Here is a 22,306-nt window from a genome sequence, read left to right as displayed (position 1 = left end):
CAGATGCGCTAAAACGCGTAATAAAAAGCCAATTGAGACAAATTTGTAAAAACTTTAGCGAAAGCGCCGCCGGGTGTCACCCGGAAAAAGCGAATAAATGCAGTAAATTAGCATTACAGTTTCACGGTAACGGGTGATAATTAAGGAAAAATGTCGCTTGCACCCGGCCCCATAAAAGAATAAAAATACATATTTACCGAATAATCATGCAAAGAGGGTTTGCCGTGAAGGAACGCAGTACCGAGCTGGTTCAGGGTTTTCGTCATACCGTTCCCTACATTAACGCCCACCGTGGTAAGACGTTTGTCATTATGCTGAGTGGCGAAGCCATTGAGCATGAGAACTTCTCCAGCATCGTCAACGATATCGGCCTGCTGCACAGTCTCGGCATCCGTCTGGTGGTGGTTTACGGTGCCCGCCCGCAGATCGATGCCAGCCTTTCCGAGCGCCATCTTGAGCCTGTTTATCACAAATATACCCGCGTCACCGACGCGCAGTCGCTGGAGCTGGTCAAACAGGCCGCCGGCCGGCTGCAGCTGGATATTACCGCCCGTCTGTCGATGAGCCTGAGCAATACGCCGCTGCAGGGCGCGCATATTAATGTGATCAGCGGTAACTTTATCATCGCCCAGCCGCTGGGCGTCGACGACGGCGTCGATTACTGCCACAGCGGCCGCATTCGTCGCATCGATGAAGAGGCGATCCACCGCCAGCTCGACAGCGGCGCGATCGTGCTGCTGGGGCCGGTGGCGGTATCGGTGACCGGTGAAAGCTTTAACCTGACCTCCGAAGAGGTGGCCACCCAGCTGGCAATCAAGCTGAAGGCCGAGAAGCTGATCGGCTTCTGCTCCGAGCAGGGCGTCACCAACCGCGAAGGGCGGATCGTTTCCGAGCTGTTCCCTAACGAGGCGCAGCAGCGCATCGACGAGCTGGAAAACGACGATGACTACCACTCCGGCACCGTGCGCTTCCTGCGCGGCGCGGTGAAGGCCTGCCGCAGCGGCGTGCGCCGCAGCCATCTGATCAGCTACCAGGAGGACGGCTCGCTGCTGCAGGAGCTGTTCTCACGCGACGGTATCGGTACCCAGATCGTGATGGAGAGCGCCGAACAGATCCGCCGCGCCACCATTAACGACATCGGCGGCATTCTGGAGCTGATCCGCCCGCTGGAGCAGCAGGGGATCCTGGTGCGCCGCTCGCGGGAACAGCTGGAGATGGAGATCGACAAGTTCACCATTATCGAACGCGATAACCTGACCATCGGCTGCGCCGCGCTCTATACCTTCCCGGAAGAGAAGATCGGCGAGATGGCCTGCGTGGCGGTGCATCCGGATTACCGCAGTTCGTCGCGCGGTGAAGCGCTGCTGGAGCGCGTGGCGCTGCAGGCGCGGCAGATGGGGCTGAAAAAGCTGTTCGTGCTGACCACCCGCAGCATCCACTGGTTCCAGGAGCGCGGCTTCAAGCCGGTGGACGTCGAACTGCTGCCGGAAAGCAAAAAGCAGCTGTATAACTACCAGCGCCGCTCCAAGGTGCTGATGGTCGACCTGCGCGAAAACAGCGAGCATATCCGCCAGAGCTGACGCCACCGCAGCACTACGCCTGCAACCCGCGGCCCGGTAAATACCGGGCCGCGGACTTCTGATCGGCTAACACACTCAACGCTCCGCCATCAGCTATCAGCCATCAGCCATTACGCCGATTCATCGTGCCCGTCAGTTGCCAGCGCTATCGCTTCCGGCACCAGCGTATTCAGCCGCTCTACCAGCCCGCTGCGCCGCTGCGTGCGCACCTTCACCGCCGCGTTAAATACCGCAGCGTCGCTGTACAGCGTCAGCTGCTGCTTCGCACGGGTGATAGCGGTATAGACCAGTTCGCGGGTCAGCACCGGCGTCATCTGCCCCGGCAGTACCATCAGCGTGTGTTCAAACTCCGAGCCCTGCGATTTATGCACGGTCATGGCATAAGCCGTCTCGTTGGGCGGCAGGCGGCTGGGCTGTACCGGCTTGATGCTGCCGTCCGGCAGCGGGAAGAACACCTTCAGCTCCTGTTCCGCGTTGCGCATCGCGATGCCGATATCGCCGTTAAACAGCCCCAGCGCACGGTCGTTGCGGGCGATCATCACCGGCCGCCCGACGTACCAGCGGCCGTTGGCCGCCAGGTTGCGGTGGATCAGCCCGGCGCGCGCCAGCGACGCCTCAATGCGCTCGTTCAGGCCGGAGACGCCAAACGGCCCCTCGCGCAGCGCACACAGCAGCTGAAAGCGCGAGAAGGCCGCCAGCACCTCGCCCGGCGCGGCTCCGGCGGCCAGCAGCTGCAGATAGCCGCGATAGCCGGCCACGCAGTCGGCCAGCAGCTGCTGGTAATGCTGCGCATCGTTCAGAGGCTGCAGGCGGATATCGCTCAGCCCGGCGGTGAACACCCGCCCCGCCCCGGCGGCATCCCCGGCGTTCACCGCCCGCGCCAGCTGGCCAATCCCCGAGCCGGCGGTAAAGCGGTAGCTGGTGCGCAGCAGGCAGATCATATCGCGCACCGGCGAGGCGAGAGGGTCTTCCACGCCCTGTACCTCACAGCCGGTGATGCGGCTCAGTTCGGCGGCGCGCTGCGGGCTGTAGCCCTGTTCAGCGCAGCGGCAGATATCGCCGAGCACCGCGCCGGCCTCCACCGAGGCGAGCTGATCGCGGTCGCCGAGGAAAATCACCCGCGCCTGCGGCGGCAGTGCGGCTATCAGGTGCGCCAGCATCGGCAGGTCGACCATTGAGGCCTCATCCACCACCAGCACGTCAAGGTGCAGCCGGTTGCCGGCGTGGTAGCGCATGCGCTGGCTGCCCGGCAGCGCGCCGAGCAGCCGGTGCAGGGTGGTGGCTTCGGCCGGAAAACGCTGGCGCACCGCTGGCTCCAGTTCCAGCGCCTGCAGGGTTTTGCCCAGCGACTCGGTCAGCCGCGCGGCCGCTTTGCCGGTCGGCGCGGCCAGCTCAATACGCAGGCCGGCGGGGGACAGCTCGATCAGGCTGGCCAGCACCCGCGCCACGGTGGTGGTTTTACCGGTGCCCGGCCCGCCGGAGATCACCGACACCTGGCGGGTCAGCGCCACCGCGGCGGCGATTTTCTGCCAGTCGCCCGGCTCGCGGCCAAAGTAGCGGTCCAGCGTGCGGCCAAGCGCCGCTTCATCCACGGCCCAGTGCTGCTGGCGCTGGATAAAGCGCGCCACGTCACCTTCGCTCTGCCACATACGGTGCAGGTAGAGGCGTTCGTCGTGCAGCACCAGCGGCGTGGCATCGCCGCCGTCACCCACCGCCGTCTCGGCCAGCAGCAGCGCCTGCCAGTCGGCAGGCTCCCCCGCCGCCAGGCATAACTCCTGCGCCAGCTGCGGGTGCCGCCCGTCAAACAGCGCGGCGGGCCGCAGCTGCGCCAGCGGCAGGCAGACGTGCCCTTCGCCGGCATCGCGACTGACCAGCGCCGCCGCCAGCATCAGCGCCGGCCGGCTGTCGTCGGCCAGCATGCGGGCAAACTGCACGTCCAGCGCGCGCAGCAGGCGCTGGCGGCAGGCCAGATCTAACAGGTCGGCCATGCTCATCGCGCCGTCTCCTCATCGCCACGGAACAGCTGGTCCAGCGCCTCAACAAAGCTCAGCTCAGGGCGGGCGGTGAAGATGCCGTGGCTGCCCTCTTCGCCGTCCAGCCCGCGCAGGAACAGATAAATCACCCCGCCAAAGTGCTGCCGGTAGTCATAGTCCGGCAGGCGGTGGCGCAGGTAGCGGTGCAGCGCCAGGGTATAAAGCTGATACTGCAGATCGTAACGGTGCGACTGCATCGCCTGCGCCATAGCCGGCTGGGTGTAGGCGCTCTGGTCCTCACCCAGCCAGTTAGATTTGTAGTCCAGCAGGTAGTATTTGCCCTGCCAGCAGAACACCAGGTCGATAAAGCCCTTCAGCATGCCCTGCACCTGGTGAAACTCCAGCGGCGGCGTCCCGGCCGACAGAGGATCCTGACGCACCAGCGCATCAAGCGCGCCGGCGGTAAGCAGCCTGGAGATCGGCAGGTAGAACTGCAGTTCAACGCGGCAGGCTTCCGGCGACAGCTGGTTCAGGCTGACCCCACTCTCATTTAACGGGGTCTGCAGAATGCGGCTCAGCCAGTCGCACATCACCGGCAGCCACTCCTCGCTCAGCCCCTGGCCCTGCAGCTGCTCCAGCAGCCAGACGTCATCCAGCGGAGCGGTGAAGTCGATCGCCTCAAACAGGCCGTGCAGGAAAGTGCCGGGCGCCGCGCCGCGCGGGAAGCTGTGCGGCGTCAGCTGCCGGGCGCTCTCCGGCTGCGCTTCGCCGACCGCATCGACGTCAAACCGCGGCAGCAGATCCAGCGTCTGCGCCGCACCGTGCTGCTGCAGGCCGGAGTAGCTGGTCACCCGCCAGTCGTCGCGTAAGGCACGCGGCAGCGGCAGACAGCGCAGGTTTTCCGGCGCTTCAGCTTCCGGCTGGAAGCGCGGTGCGTCGCTGCCCGCAGCGTCAGCCAGCGCGGTATGCTCACACTGCATCGCCGCCAGCAGCGCCTGCAGCGTGGCGGCATCCGCCGCTTCCCCACGCTGTAACAGCCAGCCCAGCGCGCTGCGGTGCAGATCGCTGGCACCCTCTTTTTTACGCGTTCCCTTTACCAGCGGGGCCACCCCGACGCTGCAGTGATACACCGACCGCGTCAGCGCCACGTACAGCAGGCGCAGATCTTCCGCCAGCCGCTCCTGCTCGGCCAGCGCTGCGCTCTCCTCGTCCGGCTGCAGGTCGAGCAGCGCGGCAAAGGTCTGCCGGTCATGGTAAACGGCGCTGTCGGCCTCGCGGAAGTTGGCGACAAACGGCAGCCACACCAGCGGATACTGCAGCCCTTTGGATTTATGGATGGTAACAATCTGCACCAGGTGGCGATCGCTCTCCAGCCGCAGCTGCTGGTTCGCCACCTGGCCGTCGGGCTGCTCCAGCTGCTGCGCCAGCCAGCGCACCAGCGCGTGTTCGCTGTCGAGCCCGGCCGCCGCCTCCTGCAGCAGCTCGCCGAGGTGCAGCAGGTCGGTCAGCCGGCGTTCACCGCCCTCCGAAGCCAGCAGGTTCTCGGCCATCTGCCGCTTCAGCATCAGCTCACGCAGCATCGGCAGTACCCCGCGCTTCAGCCAGCGCTGGCGATAGTGGTCAAACTCGTCCACCAGCCGATCCCAGGCGCGTTCGTCGCGGCCCAGCTGGTCCAGCGTCAGCGCATCGAAACCAAACAGGCTGCTGGCCAGCGCGGTGCGCAGCGTGCGCTCCTGCTCCGGGTTCAGCACCGCCTGCAGCAGCCACAGCAGCTCGCGCGCCTCGTTCGAGGTAAACACGCTGTCGCGGTTAGACAGATACACCGACGGGATCGCCAGCCGCTGTAGCGCATCGCGCATCACCGCGGCTTCGCCACGGCTGCGCACCAGAATGGTAATATCCGACGCCCGCAGCGGCTGCTGGCTGCCGGTTTTGCCGATCAGCGCCAGCCCCTGCTGGCCCGCCGCCAGCCACTGGCTGATTTCAGCGGCGCAGCAGCGGGCCATCGCCTGCTGATAGTCGCTGACCCCGACGCCTTCGCCGGGCTGCAGCCACAGCTTCAGCGCCGGCTGCTCCACGCCGTCAACGGTGAAGCTCAGCCGCTGATTGGGTTCCGCCGCGCTGACCGCGATAAACGGGATTTCGTTAAACAGAAACGGCTGTGGCAGGCGCGCAAACAGCTGGTTGACGCTGTTAACCATCGCCGGCGAGGATCGCCAGTTGGTCTGCAGCGTGTAGTGGGCGCTAACTTCGGTGCGGGCGCGCATGTATGTAAAGATATCGGCGCCGCGAAAGGCGTAGATCGCCTGCTTCGGATCGCCGATCAGCAGCAGCGCGCTCTCCGGCTGGCGAACGTACAGCCGGTGAAAGATGCGGTACTGCTGCGGGTCGGTGTCCTGAAACTCATCGATCAGCGCCACCGGATAGCGCTGCCGGACGGCGGCGGCCAGCGCCTCACCGGCGGGCTGCTGCAGCGCGGCGTCAAAGCGACCGAGCAGATCGTCAAAGCCGAGCTGCGCGTGCAGGCGTTTTTCCTGCTGGGTGATGCGGCGAATGTCGCTCAGCGCGCGGGCAATCAGCAGATCTTCCAGCGTGCGCGGCTGCGCGAGGAAGTCGTCGATCTGCACAAACAGCGCATGGCGCGGCGCTTCGCCTTTTTTGGTCTTGTCGCTGAGCATCTGCTGGCCAAAGCGCTCAAGATCTTTCGGCACCGCATAGTCGAGGGTGTCGCTTTGCGCCCACAGGGTGATTTTTTCCAGCCAGGCAGGTAAGTGCTTACTACTGTAGCTGCGTCGGTCAACGCCGGAAGCCTCAATCAGCGCCTGCAGATCGCCCGCCGCCAGCCACGCCGCCTTGATCGCCGCAATGCGGCTGATAATCTGCTGGTGCCGCTGCTCCAGCGTTTCATCCGGGTGCGGCGCCGAGCGCAGGGTCGGCGCTTCACCGTTCAGCCACGGCGACAGCGTTTTCAGCAGCGCATCCGGCCCGGACCACAGCTCGCGCACCGCGGCGGCCACCGGCAGCGGCAGCGGATAGCAGTGGCGACGCCAGAAGTCGGCCGCCGCGCGACGGCGCAGCGGCGTTTCATCTTCGATCAGCTGCTGCTCAAACATCATGCCGGACTCAAAGGCGTTCAGATTAAGCATACGCTGGCAGAAGCCGTGAATGGTGAAAATGCCGGCGTCATCCATCTGCCGCTCGGCGGCCAGCAGCATTGCCGCCGCCTGCGACAGATCGGCGACGCCCGCCATCAGCTCGCGCAGCATCGGGTTGGCGCTGTCGCCGCGCACGCAGGCGATGCGCAGTTCGTGGATATTGGCGCGGATGCGCCCGCGCAGTTCGGCGGTGGCGGCCTCGGTAAAGGTCACCACCAGAATCTCCTCCACGGTCAGCGGCCGTCCGTACGCCGCGTCTCCGCCCAGCCCCAGCAGCAGGCGCAGATAGAGCAGCCCGATGGTAAAGGTTTTACCGGTGCCTGCAGAGGCTTCAATCAGCCGTTCACCGCGCAGCGGCAGGCTTAACGGTTGCAGCGGGCTGGCGGGCTGGCTCATGGCTTATCCTGGATCACCGGGAACGACTGCTGCAGCGTCGACAGATCTTTCCAGGTGGTCCAGCCCGGTGCCACCGCGTAGTCGGCTTTGCCGTGATGGCTGCCGGAGATCTGCGACAGCAGCGCCAGGCCGTTCGGGGCGATTACCGCCTGGTGGAAGAAGTCGGCCAGGGCGGCAGGCGTCAGCTGTTGCACCTGGGCAATCACCTTCTCACGGGTGTCGAAACGGTAATTTTCCCGGCTGAAATCCTTGCTGAAGCGCCCGGCCTCTTCATCCAGCGTCTGCGGGCGCTGTTTCAGCTCGTTGATCATCGCCGCCTGATACTGGGCGAAGTCCTCTTTTTTCATTTCACGCAGCCGTTTTTCCGCCGTCGGATAGAACGCCTGGAAACGGGTTAACAGGTATGCCGGCTGTTTGACGTTGCTCTGCAGCAGGAAACCGATCCCCCACTGGCGGCCGACCGGCATCTGGAAGGCAAATACCGCATAGCCCAGCTGCTCTTCGGTGCGCAGCTGGTTGTAGAACCACGGCTGAATAATCTGGCTGAGCAGCGCGCTGCTGGCCATGCTCTGATGCTCGCCATAGCCGGTCGGCACGTAGACTGCCGCCAGCGCGGAGTCGGTGCTGCTGCCGGCTTTTTCCAGATTGGCCCGCTTAAGCTGGTCCACCACCACTTCGTTGTTGTGCCACCAGCGCTCACCGGAACAGTTGAGCTGATTTTTCACCTCATCGGCCAGCGTGGTGACCGCTTCCGGGGTCATGTTGCCCACCACCAGCAGTTCCGGGGCGGCTTTTTCCAGCAGCATTTTGCGGTAGTCCGCCAGCTGCTGCAGCGTAACGGTTGGCACAATCTTACGGCGTTCACTGCGCTGGGTGTACGGCAGGCGCGACAGCAGCTGCGCAGGCTCGATCGCCAGCTCAAACGCTTTGCCCTTTTCGGCGGCGTCCAGCCGCTCGATATACCAGGATTTAGCCTGCTCCAGCTGCTGCCCGGTAGGCGTGAAACGGGTGTAGCCGGCAATCAGCTGGTTCATCAGCTTCGGCAGGCGCTGGGTAAAGCCGCTGGCGCTGAAGGTCACCCCGTCATTTTCACCGGTCGAGAAGCTGATGCCGCCCACCGACGCCTGTGAGCTCAGTTCATCCAGCGCCACGCCGGCCAGATAATCATTGAGGGCAAACAGCACCTGGTTCTGCGCGCTGTTCATCGCCTGCTCATTGCGCAGCGACAGGGTGATGCTGGCCTTCGGCTCATCGGCGTAGTACTGGCTGGGCATGTAGAACACCCGCAGCCCCGGCTTGTTGACCAGCTCCTGCGGGCGATCGTAGCCGTGCGCCGGTTTAATCAGGCTGAAATCATCGGGAATGTAGGGGTTGAGCACCGGCAGCGACAAAGTGATTTTGTCGCTTTCCGCCTGCCACTGGCTGAAGGTCTTCGCGCTGATTTTGTCCACCTGATAAGGGGCGTCAACAAAGTAAGCGGTTTTGTTGTGCGGCTCCTGCGGGCTGATATACCAGATACGTGCGTTCTGCGGCGTCATGCCGTCCAGCCGTGCTTTAATCGCCTGCGGATCGTAGCGGTCGGCGATGTAGGAGGCATCCAGCGTGTGCTCAACCGGCACGCGCAGCATGGTATCCACCAGCCACTCGATGTAGTCCATATCACGGGTAATCGACGGGTAGCGGAAGTCCAGGTCGAGCACGTGGGCCACTTCATCGAAGTAACGTTTATCAATGCCGCCGTCGCGCAGGGTCTTCAGGTAGCTGAACACCGCCGCCACGACCCGATCGCGGTTGGCCTGGCCTTTGTCGGTCAGCGAGACGGCAATCGAGAAGATACCGCCGTTGCGGTCAATCATCGGATCGGCCCCGCCGCTGACCGAGTCAGCCAGCCCCTGGCTCTGCAGCCAGTCCGACAGGGTGTTTTTGCTGCGGTTACCGATCAGGTAGCCGATCAGCGTGTCGGTTTTGCTGCGGAACTTATCGCTGTTATTTTCAATGCGGAATTCGATCTTCAGCTGCTTGCGCGGCTGGGCCGGCACGTAGTGGATCACAATGCCTTTCTGCTGGTCGGTCACCACCGGTACGTCGATCGCCGGCACGGTAGCGTTGTGGCTGGCGACGCGGCCAAAGGTGGCGACGGCAATCTTCTGCAGCTCTGCCAGCGGCTTGTTGCTGTAGATCACCGCTTTCATCAGGTTGGCCGAGTAGTAACGCTGGTAGAAATCCTGCAGCGCATCGTGCAGCTTGCTGCCGGGTTTGTCGCGCAGCGTCTCCAGGTTGCCGCCGGCGAACAGCGAGCTCGGGTGCTGCGGGTTAAGCGTTTCCGCCCCCACCTGCGCCATACGCAGGCCATCACGCGAACGGGCCATGGTCAGCTCGGCGTTGACCGCGTTACGTTCGCGGTCGGCGTTGACCGGGTCGAGCAGCGGCTCGGCGATGGCGTCCGCCAGCCGGTCGGCGGCCGGTTGCAGGGCGTCATTTTCCACTTCCAGATAGAAGGCGGTACGGTAAGGCGCGGTACTGGCGTTATGGCTACCGCCGTGCTTTTTGAGGAATTCGGCGAGGTTATCCGGCTCCGGGTAGCGTTTGGAGCCCATCAGCACCATATGTTCAAGGTAGTGTGCCAGCCCCTGCTGGTTGCGCGGGTTTTCCAGCGAGCCGACCGGCAGCGCCAGCGCCGCCAGCGACTTGGTGGCCAGCGTGTCGGACACCAGCAGCACGGTCATGCCGTTATCCAGACGGATCGCCTGATACTGGCGCGGATCTTTTTCGCTTTTATGAATGGTTTCCGCGATGGGCTGCCAACCGTTCTCCGCCATACTCAGCGGGCTGAACAGGGCTACCGAAACAAAACAAGCTAACCAGACTGCATAACGACGCATTCAGACTCCTCAACACATGCTACTAATAACGTTATAAAATAACACTACAGGATAGTCTCCTGCTTGTCCCTGAAACTTTACTCTCACGTCCTGCCGGTTCTGCGCCGCATAACGGTTACTGCTGCGGCTGGTGCCACTGACGCATCGGCAGCAGCCACCGTTCGGCCGCGGCGGTGAACTGCTGCACGGCCTCGTCATCCAGTTGACGGATCAGCCGCTGCAGTGAGGGGTCGCTGCCCTCGCCCTCTATCTGATAATTGCCCTGCCAGGCGGCCAGCAGCTTCGCCTGGGCTTTCTTCTGCGTGGCCTCATCGCGCAGCAGCGTGCCGCTGTTGCCGTCATAGCTGGCCTCCAGCCAGGCCGCGCCGCTGCGGGTCAGCAGCAGCGGCAGGCACAGCCCCTGCTGATAACCCGCGATATAACCCGCCAGCTGCTGCTGCGCCTGCTCTGCCGCCATCGCCGGGAAGTGCCATTCGCTCTCCAGCCGGCCAAGCATGCGGCTGCTGCCGCTGCCGCCGCTGGCGCAGTAGACCAGATGTTCCAGCCACAGCGTCAGGCCGTCGGTGTAGTTGAGCACACCGGGCCGCCAGCGCAGCAGGCCACTGTCCTGCACCTGGGTCAGCCAGCCGGTCAGCGCCACGCCGCCGCACTCCAGCAGGATCTCGCGGTTCTCCGCCCCGGCGCGCAGATCCTTTACCCGGGCGGCCAGATCGCTCATCTCCTGCTGCTGCTCCTGCCACAACAGCTCACCGAACGCCCCGTAGGGCAGCGCGCCCGCCGCCCGCTGACGACGGTAGAGCTGCTGGCCGTCGCCGCCGTCTATAAGGCTGTTCAGCAGCTGGCTGTTAAGCTGATAACGGCTCAGCCCGTCCAGCGCGAACGGTTCGGCGTCCGGCAGGCCGCTCTCCTCCAGCTGGAAGCTGACGCCCAGCCGCAGGCTGAAAAACGCCCGCACCGGATGCCGCCAGAAACGCACCAGCCGTTCAAAGCTCAGCGTATTTTCCTCCAGCGGCTCCAGCGCCTGCATAAACGGCGGATGCGCGCTGCCGGCCGCGCTGGCGGCGGGCAGCCACTCGGCGGCGTAGCTGGTAAACTCCGACCGTTCGCTGAAATTTTCCGCCGCAAACGGCATCCGGCTGTGCAGATGCTGCAGGTGTTCAACCACCGCCTGCGCGCTGCTGTCGACGTCGCGATCGCGGTCCGCCGCCAGGCAGAAGCTCTGGCTGATGTACTCCACCAGTTCACTGACCAGCACCGAAGGATATCGTTCCGTATTATCCTGAATCGAGCGGGCGATATAGCTGATATAGAGCTGCTGCTGTGCCGAGTTGAGCGCCTCCAGGAACAGGTAGCGGTCATCGTCACGGCGGCTGCGGTCGCCCTTTTGGCCCTGCTGGCTCATCAGGTCAAAGCCGAGCGGCGGCAGGGTGCGCGGATAAACCCCGTCGTTCATCCCCAGCAGGCAGACCACGCGGAAGGGAATGGAGCGCATCGGCATCAGGGTGCAGAAGTTGACCGGGCCGGCGAGGAAGCGCTGGCTGATGCGCTGCTGGTCGAGCCGCGAGGTCAGCTCATCGCGCAGCAGCGCCAGCGGCACCGCCTGATCAAACCGGGCCTCCAGGCCGTACTGCACCGCCTGCTGCCACTGCTCCTCGATCAGCGTCAGCGCCGCTTCCGTATCGGCATCCCGCACAAAGAAATCATCCAGCATCTGGCGGCACAGCGGCAGCCAGGCGTCCAGCCCGCGCGCCTCGCTCAGCCACTGTCGCCAGCGGTTCAGCTGCATCAGCAGGCCAGCGAGGTTACCCGCCAGCTCGGCGATCAGCCCGCTCGACTCATCGTAAGGCAGGATCCCCTGCCAGTCGCCCGCGTCGCTGTTCATCGCATAGCCCAGCAGCATGCGGGTCAGGCCAAAGTGCCAGGTGTGCTGGCCGGTGGCGGGCAGATCCAGCTCGCGTACGCTGTCATCATCCAGCCCCCAGCGGATGCCGGACTCGGCCACCCAGTGACGCAGCAGGCGCAGGCCCTCTTCATCTACCGCGAAACGCCCTGCCACCGCCGGTACCTCCAGCAATGCCAGCACCTCTTCGGCGGTAAACCGGCTTTCCGGCAGGTTGAGCAACGCCAGATAGGCCTGCAGCGCCGGGTGCGCCTGGCTGGCGCGGCGGTCGGAGATGGCAAACGGCAGCTGGCGCTCCGGCGGCGCGTTGCCAAACACCGCCTGAATAAACGGCGTGTAGGCGTCGATGTCCGCTACCATCACGATAATGTCGCGCGGCGTCAGGCTGGCATCTTCCGCCATCAGCGCCAGCAGCCGGTCCTGCAGCACCTCGACCTCGCGCTGGGCGCTGTGGCACTGGTGAATAACGATCGAGCGGTCCTCTTCGGCCAGCACGCGCTTTTCACGGCTGCTGTTCCACTCCCCGGCGGCCAGCCCGAGCACGGCGTTATCTTCCAGCTCCAGCAGGTCGCGCTTGATGGTCTGCAGCAGGTTGGTCGGATCGATATCGACGAAGGCCACCACTTCGTTCGGCTCCATCTGCGCCAGCAGATAGAGGTTATCGCGCCCCAGCTTGCCCCACGAGGCCAGCAACGGGTTACTCAGCTGCTGCTCACCCGCCGGGTTAAACAGCGTCGCGGCGCTGCCGCCATCGAGGAACTGCGGCACGTCATGCTGATGCTGATAGTGTTTGCGATGGCGGTTCTGCAGCTTCGCCAGGAAGGCGTAGTCCTGAATATCGCCCCAGTAGTGGCGGCAGGGGTTGGTAAACAGCAGGTGAATATCAATGTGGCGGCCCAGCGCCTGCAGCGCCTGCAGATAGACCGGCGGCAGCGCTGAAATACCGCAGATAAACACCCGATCCGGCAGGTTGGCCGGACGGGTGGTGCTTTTTTCCAGAGCGTGAATAAAGCGCTGATAGAGGTTGGCACGGTGCCATTCCGGCTGGCCCAGCTGGTGGGTGTACTCCACCAGCGCCGCCCACAGCGGCGCCTGCCAGGCCTGCGCCTCCGCCAGCCCCTCGACTAACTGCCCCTGCTGCCACTGATTCAGCCACTGCGGTCGGTAGACCAGATACTGGTCAAACAGGTCGGCGACCTTAGTCGCCAGCTGGAACAGCTTGCGCTTGTCGTCGTCGTCGCTCAGGTAGTGACGCAGCGGGGTAAAGGCGTCGTCCGCGAGCATTGCGGGCAGGATCGCCATCAGCTTCCAGCTCATGCTGGACTTGTTGAAGGCGCTCTCTTTCGGGATCCCCGGCAGCACGCTTACGAACATGTCCCAGATAAAGCTGGCGGGCAGCGGAAAATCAATGTTGGCGGCAATGCCGAACTCGTCGGCCAGCGACATCTGCAGCCACTGCGCCATGCCGGGGCTCTGTACCAGTACCACCTCCGGGCGCAGCGGATCCTGCAGCGGCTGGTTTTCGATCTGCCATGACGCCAGCGTTTTCAGTATGTCCAGCTGATTGGAGTGGTAAACGGTAAACATAACCAACGGTCCCTTATAAGACGTTTCATTTTTCCGGGGAACTACTTTACCCCGTCCGGCCGGCGATGAACATGTCACAACGCGAGCCTGGTGTGCCGGTTCACCCACCAGGGGGTGAACCGAAGCCCGGCGACTCAGCGCAGCGCAGCTGCGTCAGCTCCGCGCGCCGCCCGGCCGGGCTGACCACCCGCGCCGTCAGCAGCTGGCAACCCGCCGGCCCCGGCTGCTGCAGGCGCTGCCCCTGCCAGCCGCCCGGTACAGCCTGGCCCAGCAGCAGCTGATGGGCGTTGCGCCAGGCGCTGCGCTGCTGCCACTGGCGCTGGAACCCGTCGGCCAGCGCCAGCTGATACTGCATCAGCGCGCTGAAACTGAGGCTAAACAGCAGCAGCGCCACTAATGTTTCAATCAGGCTAAAACCCTGCTGGTCAGGCCGGTCTGAGGCAGGTTCCGGTATAAGCCTGCCCCCCTGCTGATGCGCGCGGCGCAGGTCAGAGTCTGGCTGCATTCTCAGGCTATATTGCTGTGGTCTGCATATGACAGGCTTCAGTTTCATATTAAGGCCCTGCTGCCGCGGCCGGTATCTGGCAGGCGCCACTCTCTTTCAACGGGCAAAAATCCAGCCAGCCATGGGCTAAAGGGTGCAGGCGTGGTGCCGTTCCGCCCAGCCAGCGCCATAATGCCAGCGTTCTTTCACCGCTGTCGGCGTACAGTAAGCTGCGTGGCTCAGCGTTATTATCAGCGCGCGTCTCGCCGCTGCGCAGGCACGCGCGCCAGCCCTGCGGCTGTAGCCGCTGGCACTGCCAGCCCCCGGTTTGCGGCCAGTTGAGACGCTCACCCCACGCCAGCGCGGAGGCAGCAGCGGCAGACTCCCGGTAATAGCGCCCTTCGCCCGCCACCAGGCTCAGGTTATCGCTGAGCTGGCGGCGGGTGGCATGCAGCAGCAGGCTGCCCATCATCAGAAGAATGACCACCATCAGCAACGTACCGCCGCCACGCTGCTGGCCGATCGCCCTCGTCTCGCTACCGTTCGTGGCAGCGGCTTCGCCACGACGCCAGCCAGGTTCACCGCCGTTGCTCATGGCGACGTTAGCCTCGTTCGTTGCCATCATAGCGACGCTAGCCTCTTTTGTTGCCATCATGACGCCCCTCACTACGCCGTCTGTACGCTTCATAGCGGCCTCACCACCGTCATCCGTTACTCGTTATTGATGCCTCCCTGCCCCGCGTCAGTGACTCCCGATCCGCCGTACCCTTGAGGAAGACAGTCCCCTTCATCGCAGAAAGTCCCCTGTCAAACTCGGTTATTTTTACAAATTCTCCGCATTCACCTGCTGCTCCAGCGTCAAGGTTACGGCAGGCCACGCCACCGCGAAGGCGCTGAGTACCAGCCTGAGCTGATGCGCGTGCCGCGCGATCGTGAACTGGCTGATAGCGATCTGGCGAGGGTCGTTCAGTTTTTCCCAGCCAGGCCCCTCGCAGCTCGCCACTCCGCGCTGCATTTCCAGATTGCCCGCGCGCAGCCGGTAGCCCCAGAACTCGCTGTTGTCCCGCCCGACGCCCTCCCACCTGCCGTTACTGTTCTCATCCCAGCGCAGCAGCAGGCAGGCGGACGGCGGCGGGCGAATGCTCAGAGCCGGGCCGGAACAGTGCCCGTTACAGTAGCCGGCACGCCGCAGGGCTTTCTCCAGCCGCCAGGCGATCTGCTGCAGCTCCTCCTGCAGCTGAGCCTGCATCAGCAGCCGCTGAGTATGCTGCACCAGCAGCGGCAGCGTGCGCGTGGCGCCGAGCATCAGCACGCTGCCTACTGCCAGAGCGATTAACACCTCCAGCAAAGTAAACCCCTGCGCCCGCTGCTTTTTCACTGGCGCCCTCTGACGCCGCCCGTCATGCCTGAGTAACTGAACCTGGTTCCGTCCATGAACCCGCCTTTGTCCATGAACCCGTAGCTGTCCATGAACCCGCCTTTGTCCATGAACCCGTAGCTGTCCATGAACCCGCCTTTGTCCATGAACCTGTATCCGTCCATGAACCTGCTTCTGTCCATGAAGCAGAGCATGCGCCCGTCCATGAACCTGAGCACCCGTCTGCCCCGTCACCGGCAGCGCTCTTCGGACTGCGCGCAGATGCGCACCCGGCCGCGGGCGGAGACGATAATGCGCCGCTCCCCTGCCGGGCTGGCAATCAGCACATGGCCGGGGAAGGCGGTGTTGTTTTTACCGTAGAAACCCATGCCGTCGCTGAGTTCACGCAGCCGCACTTCCGGCCAGGGGGCCGACAGCTGCCACGGTGACGACGGCCGACAGCGCTCAACGGCGGGGCCGCCGCCGAAGCACCAGCGCGCGCCTGGCTTCAGCCACAGCAGCCGTTCGGCGTTATGCCAGTTGGCGTCGCTGCGCAGGCGCAGCAGCAGCTGGCGGATCTGCGCGGCGCTTTCGTCCAGCCGCTGACGCTGCTGCCAGCGCTGCCAGCCGTGCCAGCCCGAGCTGCTCAGCGCGGCCACCATCGCCAGCACCAGCATCATCTCCAGCAGGGTAAAACCACGTTCGGTCAGGATTTTCATCACGCCAGTTTGCGCCTGCCGGCAGCGGATGCCAGCGGCAAAAGCCATCGTTGCGGGGGCTGTTCAGCGGAAGATAAAGAGTTGCAGCAACGCGCCTGATTATTGCGGCGAAGTGCAGAAGTTRGTGAAGTTAGTGAAGTGTGARGTTRGTGARGTTRGTGARGTTGGTGAGGTTGGTGAGGTTGGTGAGGTTGGTGAGGTTGGTGAGGTTGGTGAGGTTGGTGAGGTTGGTGAAGTCAGGCAGGAAGGCGTGCCCGGCGGGCTGCGGTAAAGCAGCACGCCGGGCAACAGGGTCAGATCGCCACCGGGGCTTTAATCGCCGGATGCGGGTCGTAACCTTCAATCTCAAAATCGTCGAAGCAGTAGTCGAACAGCGAGTCCGGTTTACGCTTGATGATCAGCTGCGGCAGCGTGCGCGGTTCACGGGTCAGCTGCAGACGCGTCTGTTCCAGATGGTTGCTGTAGAGGTGAGTATCGCCACCGGTCCAGACAAAGTCGCCCACCTGCAGATCGCACTGCTGCGCCATCATATGCACCAGCAGCGCATAGCTGGCGATATTGAACGGCAGGCCGAGGAAGATATCGCAGGAGCGCTGGTACAGCTGGCAGGAGAGTTTACCATCCGCTACGTAGAACTGGAAAAAGGCGTGGCACGGGGCCAGCGCCATCTCGTCCAGTTCGCCGACGTTCCAGGCGGAGACGATAATGCGCCGCGAGTCCGGGTCAGATTTCAGCTGCTCAACCACCTTCGTCAGCTGGTCGATCTGGCGGCCGTCCGGCGCGCCCCAGCTGCGCCACTGCTTGCCGTACACCGGCCCGAGGTCGCCGTTTTCATCCGCCCACTCATCCCAGATCGAGACCTTGTTCTCTTTCAGGTAGGCGATATTGGTATCGCCGTTGAGGAACCACAGCAGCTCATGAATAATCGAGCGCAGATGGCACTTCTTGGTGGTGACCAGCGGAAACCCTTCCTGCAAATTGAAACGCATCTGGTGGCCGAAAACCGACAGCGTACCGGTGCCGGTGCGATCGTTTTTCGGTGTGCCGTGGTCAAGCACGTGCTGCATTAACGCCAGATACTGTTTCATTTTTCCTCACGAATTTTGGGCTGCGGGCGACGACGGTACGCCCAGATAATCATAATCACACCTGCCAGAATCATCGGCACGGAGAGGATCTGCCCCATGCTGATGCCGCTGAACAGGCCAAGCTGCTGGTCCGGCTGGCGGAAGAACTCTACGATAATACGGAAAGCGCCATAGCCGATCAGGAACAGGCCAGAGACCGCGCCCATCGGGCGTGACTTACGAATAAACAGGTTGAGGATGATAAACAGAACCACCCCTTCCAGAATCAGCTCATACAGCTGCGAAGGGTGGCGCGGCAGCACGCCGTAGGTCGAGAGCAGCGACTGCCATTCCGGATGGCTGGCCACCAGCGCAATATCTTCGCTGCGCGAGCCGGGGAACAGCATTGCCCACGGCAGGTTCGGATCGACGCGGCCCCACAGCTCGCCGTTGATAAAGTTGCCAAGGCGTCCGGCACCCAGCCCAAACGGGATCAGCGGCGCCATAAAGTCAGCCACCTGGAAGAAGTGACGTTTGGTGCGGTGGGCAAAGATCATCATCACCACGATCACGCCGATCAGGCCGCCGTGGAACGACATACCACCGTCCCACACTTTGAACAGGTAGAGCGGATTTTCGAGGAACAAAGGCAGGTTATAGAAGAACACATAACCGATACGTCCGCCGAGGAACACGCCGAGGAAACCAGCGTACAGCAGGTTTTCAACCTCTTCTTTTTTCCAGCCGCTGCCCGGCTTATTGGCGCGGCGCACCGCCAGCCACATGGCGAACACGAAACCCACCAGATACATCAGCCCGTACCAGTGCAGCGAAACCGGCCCGATGGAGAAGATCACCGGGTCGAATTGGGGGAAAGCCAGATAGCCGTTATTCATCTTTCACCATTAGTTGAGTCAATCCTGACAGGCAGCCGCAATCGTCGGCTGCATAAGTCGCGCATCATAGCATAGCGGGAATTTTCGCGGTCCCGCCCGAGTGTAAACTTTGTTAAGAGAGAAGTTGCCTGAGGAACCCGTTCAGCGCCCGCCGCGGATCAGGCCGCCCAGCCCTTTCTGCTCCATAAACGCCGCCACTTCGCTGCGCACCTCGCGGGTGTGCATCGCGGCCAGGCCGGTGCGGGCCAGCGCCTGCGCCTCTTCCAGCTCAATATGGCGCAGCAGATATTTGACCCGCGCCACGTTGCGGCCGTTCATGCTCAGGTGGTGATAGCCCATGCCCACCAGCATCACCACGCTCATCGGGTCGCCGGCCATTTCACCGCACAGGCACAGCTCAATACCGGCCCGTTCTGCCTCATCGGCGATGGTCTGTAACGCCCGCAGCAGCGCCGGGTGCAGGCTGTCGTAGATTGACGCCACCCGGGTGTTGTTGCGATCCACCGCCAGCAGGTACTGGGTCAGGTCGTTGGTGCCGACCGAGATAAAATCGATGCGCCCGCGCAGGTGCGGGATCATAAAGATCATCGACGGCACTTCAATCATCACCCCCAGCCGGGGCAGCGGAATAGCGTAACCGAGCATCTCGCTCACTTCCTGACTGGCGCGGTCGATCAGCCGTTGCGCCTCGTCGATCTCATCAATGCTGGTGATCATCGGCAGCAGGATGCTGAGGTTGTTGCTGGCCACGTTGGCGCGCAGCATCGCGCGCAGCTGCACGAGGAAAATCTCCGGCTGGTCAAGGGTCAGGCGGATGCCGCGCCAGCCCAGCGCCGGGTTCTCTTCGCTGATGGGCATATAGGGCAGCTGCTTGTCCGCGCCGACGTCCAGCGTGCGCAGCGTCACCGGTTTATCGAGGAACAGCTGCAGCATGCCCTGATACTGCGCCACCTGCTCCTCTTCCGACGGGAAGCCGCTCTGCAGCATAAACGGGATTTCGGTACGGTACAGGCCGACGCCGTCGACCCTGCTGCCCTGGGTTTTTTCATGCTCGGCGCTTAAGCCGGCATTGAGCATTACTTTTACCGTCTGGCCGCTTTTCAGCTGCCCCGGCTGCTCAACCAGCCCTTCGGCCAGCTGGCTCAGTTCGTTCTCCGCGCTGATCAGCCGCTGATATTCGTTGACCAGCACCGCTTCCGGGTCCACCAGCAGCTCGCCGCGATAGCCGTCGACGATCAGCAGGTGGCCCTTCAGCAGCTCCGGCTGAATATCGGCCCCCATCACCGTCGGAATACCCAGCGCGCGCACCATAATCGCCGCATGGGAGTTGGCGGCACCGTCACGCACCACCACCCCGGCCAGCCGTTCACGCGGCAGCTCGGCCAGCGTGGTGGCCGTCAGCTCATCGGCCACCAGCACGAAGCGTTCCGGCCAGGTGTTGGTGCCCTGAATGGTGTCGTCAAGGTGGAACAGCAGGCGCTGGCCAAGCACCCGCAGGTCGCCCGCGCGCTCGCGCAGATAGCTGTCCTGCAGGCTGGCAAACTGGGCGGCAAACTTCTCAATGACCTTTTTAACCGCCCACTCCGCCACCGAGCCGGCCTCAATCTCCGCCAGCAGGTCTTTCTTCAGCCGCGCATCGCTGAGCAGGTGCGAGTAGAGATCGAAGATTGCCGCGCTCTCTTTGTGCAGGCTGGCGGTGAAGCGCTTGCTGTAACGGCGAAACTCCGCCGAGGCTTCCGCCATCGCCAGCGCCAGCCGTTCGCGTTCGCGCACTGAATCGAGCGTTGAGGCCGCCGAGACGTTTTCCAGCGACGGCTGTGAAGAGTCTACCCAACCCTCCGCCACCGCCACACCGGACGCGGCGGCAATCGCCTGAATGCGGGTTTGCCGGTACTGGCCGAACAGCGCGTTAAGCTGGGACTGCGACAGGATCGCCGCCAGCTGCGTCGCCAGCGTGACCAGGAAGGACTCTTCGCTTTCGTCAAACAGGCGATGTTCGCGCTGCTGCACCACCAGCACGCCCAGCAGCTGGCGACGGCTGATGATCGGTACGCCGAGGAACGAGCGAAACTGCTCCTCTTTGACCGAGGGGATATATTTAAAGCTGGGGTGTTTCTGCGCATCGGCAAGGTTGATCGGCTCAGCAAGGCGACCGACCAGGCCGACAATGCCTTCATCAAATGCCAGGGCGACCGTGCGCCCACGCGGCTTTTTTAGCCCACGCGTAGCCATCAGGTAGTAGCAGCGACGATCGTTATCGGCGAGGTAAACCGAGCAGACCTCGGTTTCCATCGCCAGACATATCTCATTAACCAGAATATCCAGCGCCTCGGTAAGACGAGGCGCTGCTGCCACTTTCTCAACTATTTCGCGCAGCTGTGTGAGCATGATCGGTGTGGCTTAACCTCTCTTCCGTCGAAAGGGCGTGTTTCGTGGTGCGGTATTTTCCTGCAGGGGCATCACCACGCTGGCAAACTCTTTCATCACCCGACGATAGACGTCGCGCTTGAAGGAGACCACCTGGCGTACCGGATACCAGAAGCTGACCCACCGCCAGCCGTCAAATTCCGGCGTGCTGCTGGTTTGCATGTTGATATCCGCGTCGTTGCACAACAGCTGCAGGAGAAACCATTTCTGTTTTTGGCCGATACAAACCGGCTTTGTGTCCCAACGCACCAAACGTTTAGGCAACTTATATCGTAACCAGTTTCGGGTGGAGGCCAGAATGCGCACATCCTTACGGTGTAAACCGACTTCCTCGAAAAGCTCGCGGTACATTGCCTGTTCCGCGGTCTCCCCTGGGTTGATGCCCCCCTGGGGAAACTGCCAGGAGTGCTGACCAAAACGTCTGGCCCACAGCACCTGTCCCTGCCTGTTACAAATTACGATACCAACATTCGGGCGGTAGCCATCATCATCGATCACCGGACTACCTCAAACTAAAACTGGATGTTCTGATTGTTTCACACTCCTTACAGACGGTAAACCACTGCTTTAACAGCATGTGCCTGGTCCGGAGTGGGATAACTCTTCATTAACAGGCAAGTTATAAACAGAAAGCGGGGGAAAAAGGCGATCTTATTCACGTTTTCTGTGGATAGCTTTGTGCAGAACTCGCTGAAGAAGTGGGGAAAACTTTTATAGTCGCTAAACAAGACCTGCCAGCATCAAGGAATAATCTTATATTAATCAGCGGTATTTAGCGGTGTAGCGCCCTTTTCCTGTCCATGTCATTCTGCTGTCATATCCAGCGATCCGCGGACTGGTGATTTTTCGCGCACATATGACGTTATCCACAGAATATGTTGATTACTTGCCCACGACGCAGGCTAAATGGGCAAAAAAACCCTGCGTCAAGGCTGTAAATGGAAACAGTATTATCTTCACGGACCACTTATCCCACTTTTCTGTGGATAACTACCCGGAAGATCCTGTTCATTGCCGGTGACCAGAAAAGTTAAACCTTACTGAGCCCTGACCGACGGCGGCAGTCGGGCGATAAAAAAACACGATTTATCATGCTATTATTGTTTTTTTCCCCCACTGAATAACCGCACGCCGTGATGCTGTCGTTTGCTGTACTTTTTTTAACCACCGGAGAGCAGATTGAGCGATAACGATTTTCTGCCGCCGCCACGCCATGAAGATGAGCTGATGGCCCGCGCCCGAGGCCTAGCGGGGTACACCCTCGGTGAACTGGCGCACGCCTGTGGTTTAGCTATCCCGCGCGATCTGAAGCGCGATAAAGGCTGGGTGGGTATGCTGCTGGAACGCTGCCTGGGGGCCAGCGCGGGCAGCAAGCCGGAGCAGGATTTCGCCGCCATTGGCGTTGAGCTGAAAACCATTCCGATCGACGCGGCGGGCCGCCCGCTGGAAACCACCTTTGTCTGCGTGGCGCCGCTGACCGGCAACAGCGGCGTGACCTGGCTCACCAGCCACGTCCGCCATAAGCTGAGCCGGGTGCTGTGGGTGCCGGTGGAGGGCGATCGGGCCATTGCGCTGCCTGACCGCCACGTCGGGGCCGCGCTGCTGTGGAGCCCCAACGCGGAGGAGGAGCGGCAGCTGCGCCGCGACTGGGAAGAGCTGATGGATATGATCGTGCTCGGCCAGGTGGAGCAGATCACCGCACGCCACGGCGACGTGCTGCAAATTCGCCCTAAAGCGGCCAACAGCAGAGCGTTGACCGAGGGGATTGGCCGCGAGGGGCAGCCGATTATGACCCTGCCGCGCGGCTTCTATCTGAAAAAATCCTTTACCGGTGCGCTGCTGGCGCGGCACTTTTTACTCTGAGCCGCCGGCGGTGGCCGGCG

15 protein-coding genes are annotated in these 22,306 nt (G+C 62.7%); 2 read left to right on the top strand and 13 right to left on the bottom strand.

The features are described from left to right. The first annotated feature begins 206 nt into the window (after positions 1-206). Entirely contained in the window at positions 207-1,580 is a 1,374-nt protein-coding gene (gene argA, locus ASF13_RS02175; protein WP_162237176.1) for an amino-acid N-acetyltransferase, read from the top strand. A 110-nt stretch (positions 1,581-1,690) separates the two neighbouring features. On the opposite strand, the gene recD is transcribed toward argA, so the two are convergent. The 13 genes from recD to rppH all read right to left on the bottom strand — a co-directional run bounded on the left by recD (position 1,691) and on the right by rppH (position 20,921). Further along, complete coding sequence (gene recD / locus ASF13_RS02170) at positions 1,691-3,574, bottom strand: exodeoxyribonuclease V subunit alpha (protein ID WP_056232035.1); 1,884 nt, start codon at positions 3,572-3,574, stop codon at positions 1,691-1,693. Further along, complete coding sequence (recB, locus tag ASF13_RS02165) at positions 3,571-7,104, bottom strand: exodeoxyribonuclease V subunit beta (RefSeq protein ID WP_056232033.1); 3,534 nt, start codon at positions 7,102-7,104, stop codon at positions 3,571-3,573. The genes recD and recB overlap by 4 nt, the downstream gene beginning before the upstream one ends. Continuing rightward, positions 7,101-9,986 carry a pitrilysin gene (gene ptrA, locus ASF13_RS02160; protein WP_056232030.1) on the bottom strand — a complete coding sequence of 962 codons (2,886 nt, stop codon included), beginning with the start codon at positions 9,984-9,986 and terminating at the stop codon, positions 7,101-7,103. The genes recB and ptrA overlap by 4 nt, the downstream gene beginning before the upstream one ends. 115 nt (positions 9,987-10,101) lie before the next feature. Next, positions 10,102-13,473 (bottom strand): exodeoxyribonuclease V subunit gamma, encoded by a 3,372-nt coding sequence (gene recC / locus ASF13_RS02155; RefSeq protein WP_056232028.1) that lies wholly within the window; start codon positions 13,471-13,473, stop codon positions 10,102-10,104. 100 nt (positions 13,474-13,573) lie between these two features. Beyond that, positions 13,574-13,978 (bottom strand): prepilin-type N-terminal cleavage/methylation domain-containing protein, encoded by a 405-nt coding sequence (locus ASF13_RS02150; RefSeq protein ID WP_082502260.1) that lies wholly within the window; start codon positions 13,976-13,978, stop codon positions 13,574-13,576. A 49-nt stretch (positions 13,979-14,027) separates the two neighbouring features. Next, the gene (locus tag ASF13_RS02145; RefSeq protein ID WP_235514926.1) at positions 14,028-14,582 is read right to left on the bottom strand and encodes a DUF2509 family protein; all 555 of its coding nucleotides are present in this window, start codon (positions 14,580-14,582) and stop codon (positions 14,028-14,030) included. Positions 14,583-14,780: 198 nt separating this feature from the next. Further along, a complete protein-coding gene (locus ASF13_RS02140; RefSeq protein ID WP_056232025.1) occupies positions 14,781-15,335 on the bottom strand; it encodes a prepilin peptidase-dependent protein in 555 nt (184 codons plus the stop codon). Further along, the gene (locus ASF13_RS02135; protein ID WP_156365540.1) at positions 15,332-15,529 is read right to left on the bottom strand and encodes a hypothetical protein; all 198 of its coding nucleotides are present in this window, start codon (positions 15,527-15,529) and stop codon (positions 15,332-15,334) included. Before ASF13_RS02135 ends, ASF13_RS02140 begins: the two co-directional genes overlap by 4 nt. A gap of 36 nt (positions 15,530-15,565) precedes the next feature. Then, the gene (locus tag ASF13_RS02130) at positions 15,566-16,033 is read right to left on the bottom strand and encodes a prepilin peptidase-dependent protein (RefSeq protein WP_056232350.1); all 468 of its coding nucleotides are present in this window, start codon (positions 16,031-16,033) and stop codon (positions 15,566-15,568) included. 293 nt (positions 16,034-16,326) lie between these two features. Then, on the bottom strand, positions 16,327-17,121 hold the full coding sequence (gene thyA / locus ASF13_RS02120) for a thymidylate synthase (RefSeq protein WP_056232019.1): 795 nt from the start codon (positions 17,119-17,121) through the stop codon (positions 16,327-16,329). Beyond that, positions 17,118-17,996, bottom strand: a complete 879-nt coding sequence (lgt, locus tag ASF13_RS02115; protein ID WP_056232016.1) for a prolipoprotein diacylglyceryl transferase — start codon at positions 17,994-17,996, stop codon at positions 17,118-17,120. Before lgt ends, thyA begins: the two co-directional genes overlap by 4 nt. A gap of 141 nt (positions 17,997-18,137) precedes the next feature. Next, complete coding sequence (ptsP, locus tag ASF13_RS02110) at positions 18,138-20,384, bottom strand: phosphoenolpyruvate--protein phosphotransferase (protein ID WP_056232013.1); 2,247 nt, start codon at positions 20,382-20,384, stop codon at positions 18,138-18,140. A gap of 12 nt (positions 20,385-20,396) precedes the next feature. After that, complete coding sequence (rppH, locus tag ASF13_RS02105) at positions 20,397-20,921, bottom strand: RNA pyrophosphohydrolase (RefSeq protein ID WP_056232011.1); 525 nt, start codon at positions 20,919-20,921, stop codon at positions 20,397-20,399. Positions 20,922-21,602: 681 nt separating this feature from the next. On the opposite strand from rppH, the gene mutH reads away from it, so the two are divergent. After that, complete coding sequence (gene mutH, locus ASF13_RS02100; RefSeq protein ID WP_255354401.1) at positions 21,603-22,286, top strand: DNA mismatch repair endonuclease MutH; 684 nt, start codon at positions 21,603-21,605, stop codon at positions 22,284-22,286. Positions 22,287-22,306: the final 20 nt, after the last annotated feature.

This window comes from Erwinia sp. Leaf53 (genome assembly GCF_001422605.1).
Lineage (GTDB): Bacteria > Pseudomonadota > Gammaproteobacteria > Enterobacterales > Enterobacteriaceae > Erwinia.
The sequence above is the reverse complement of the archived record's forward strand: the minus strand, read 5'-3'. Positions and strand labels throughout refer to the sequence as shown.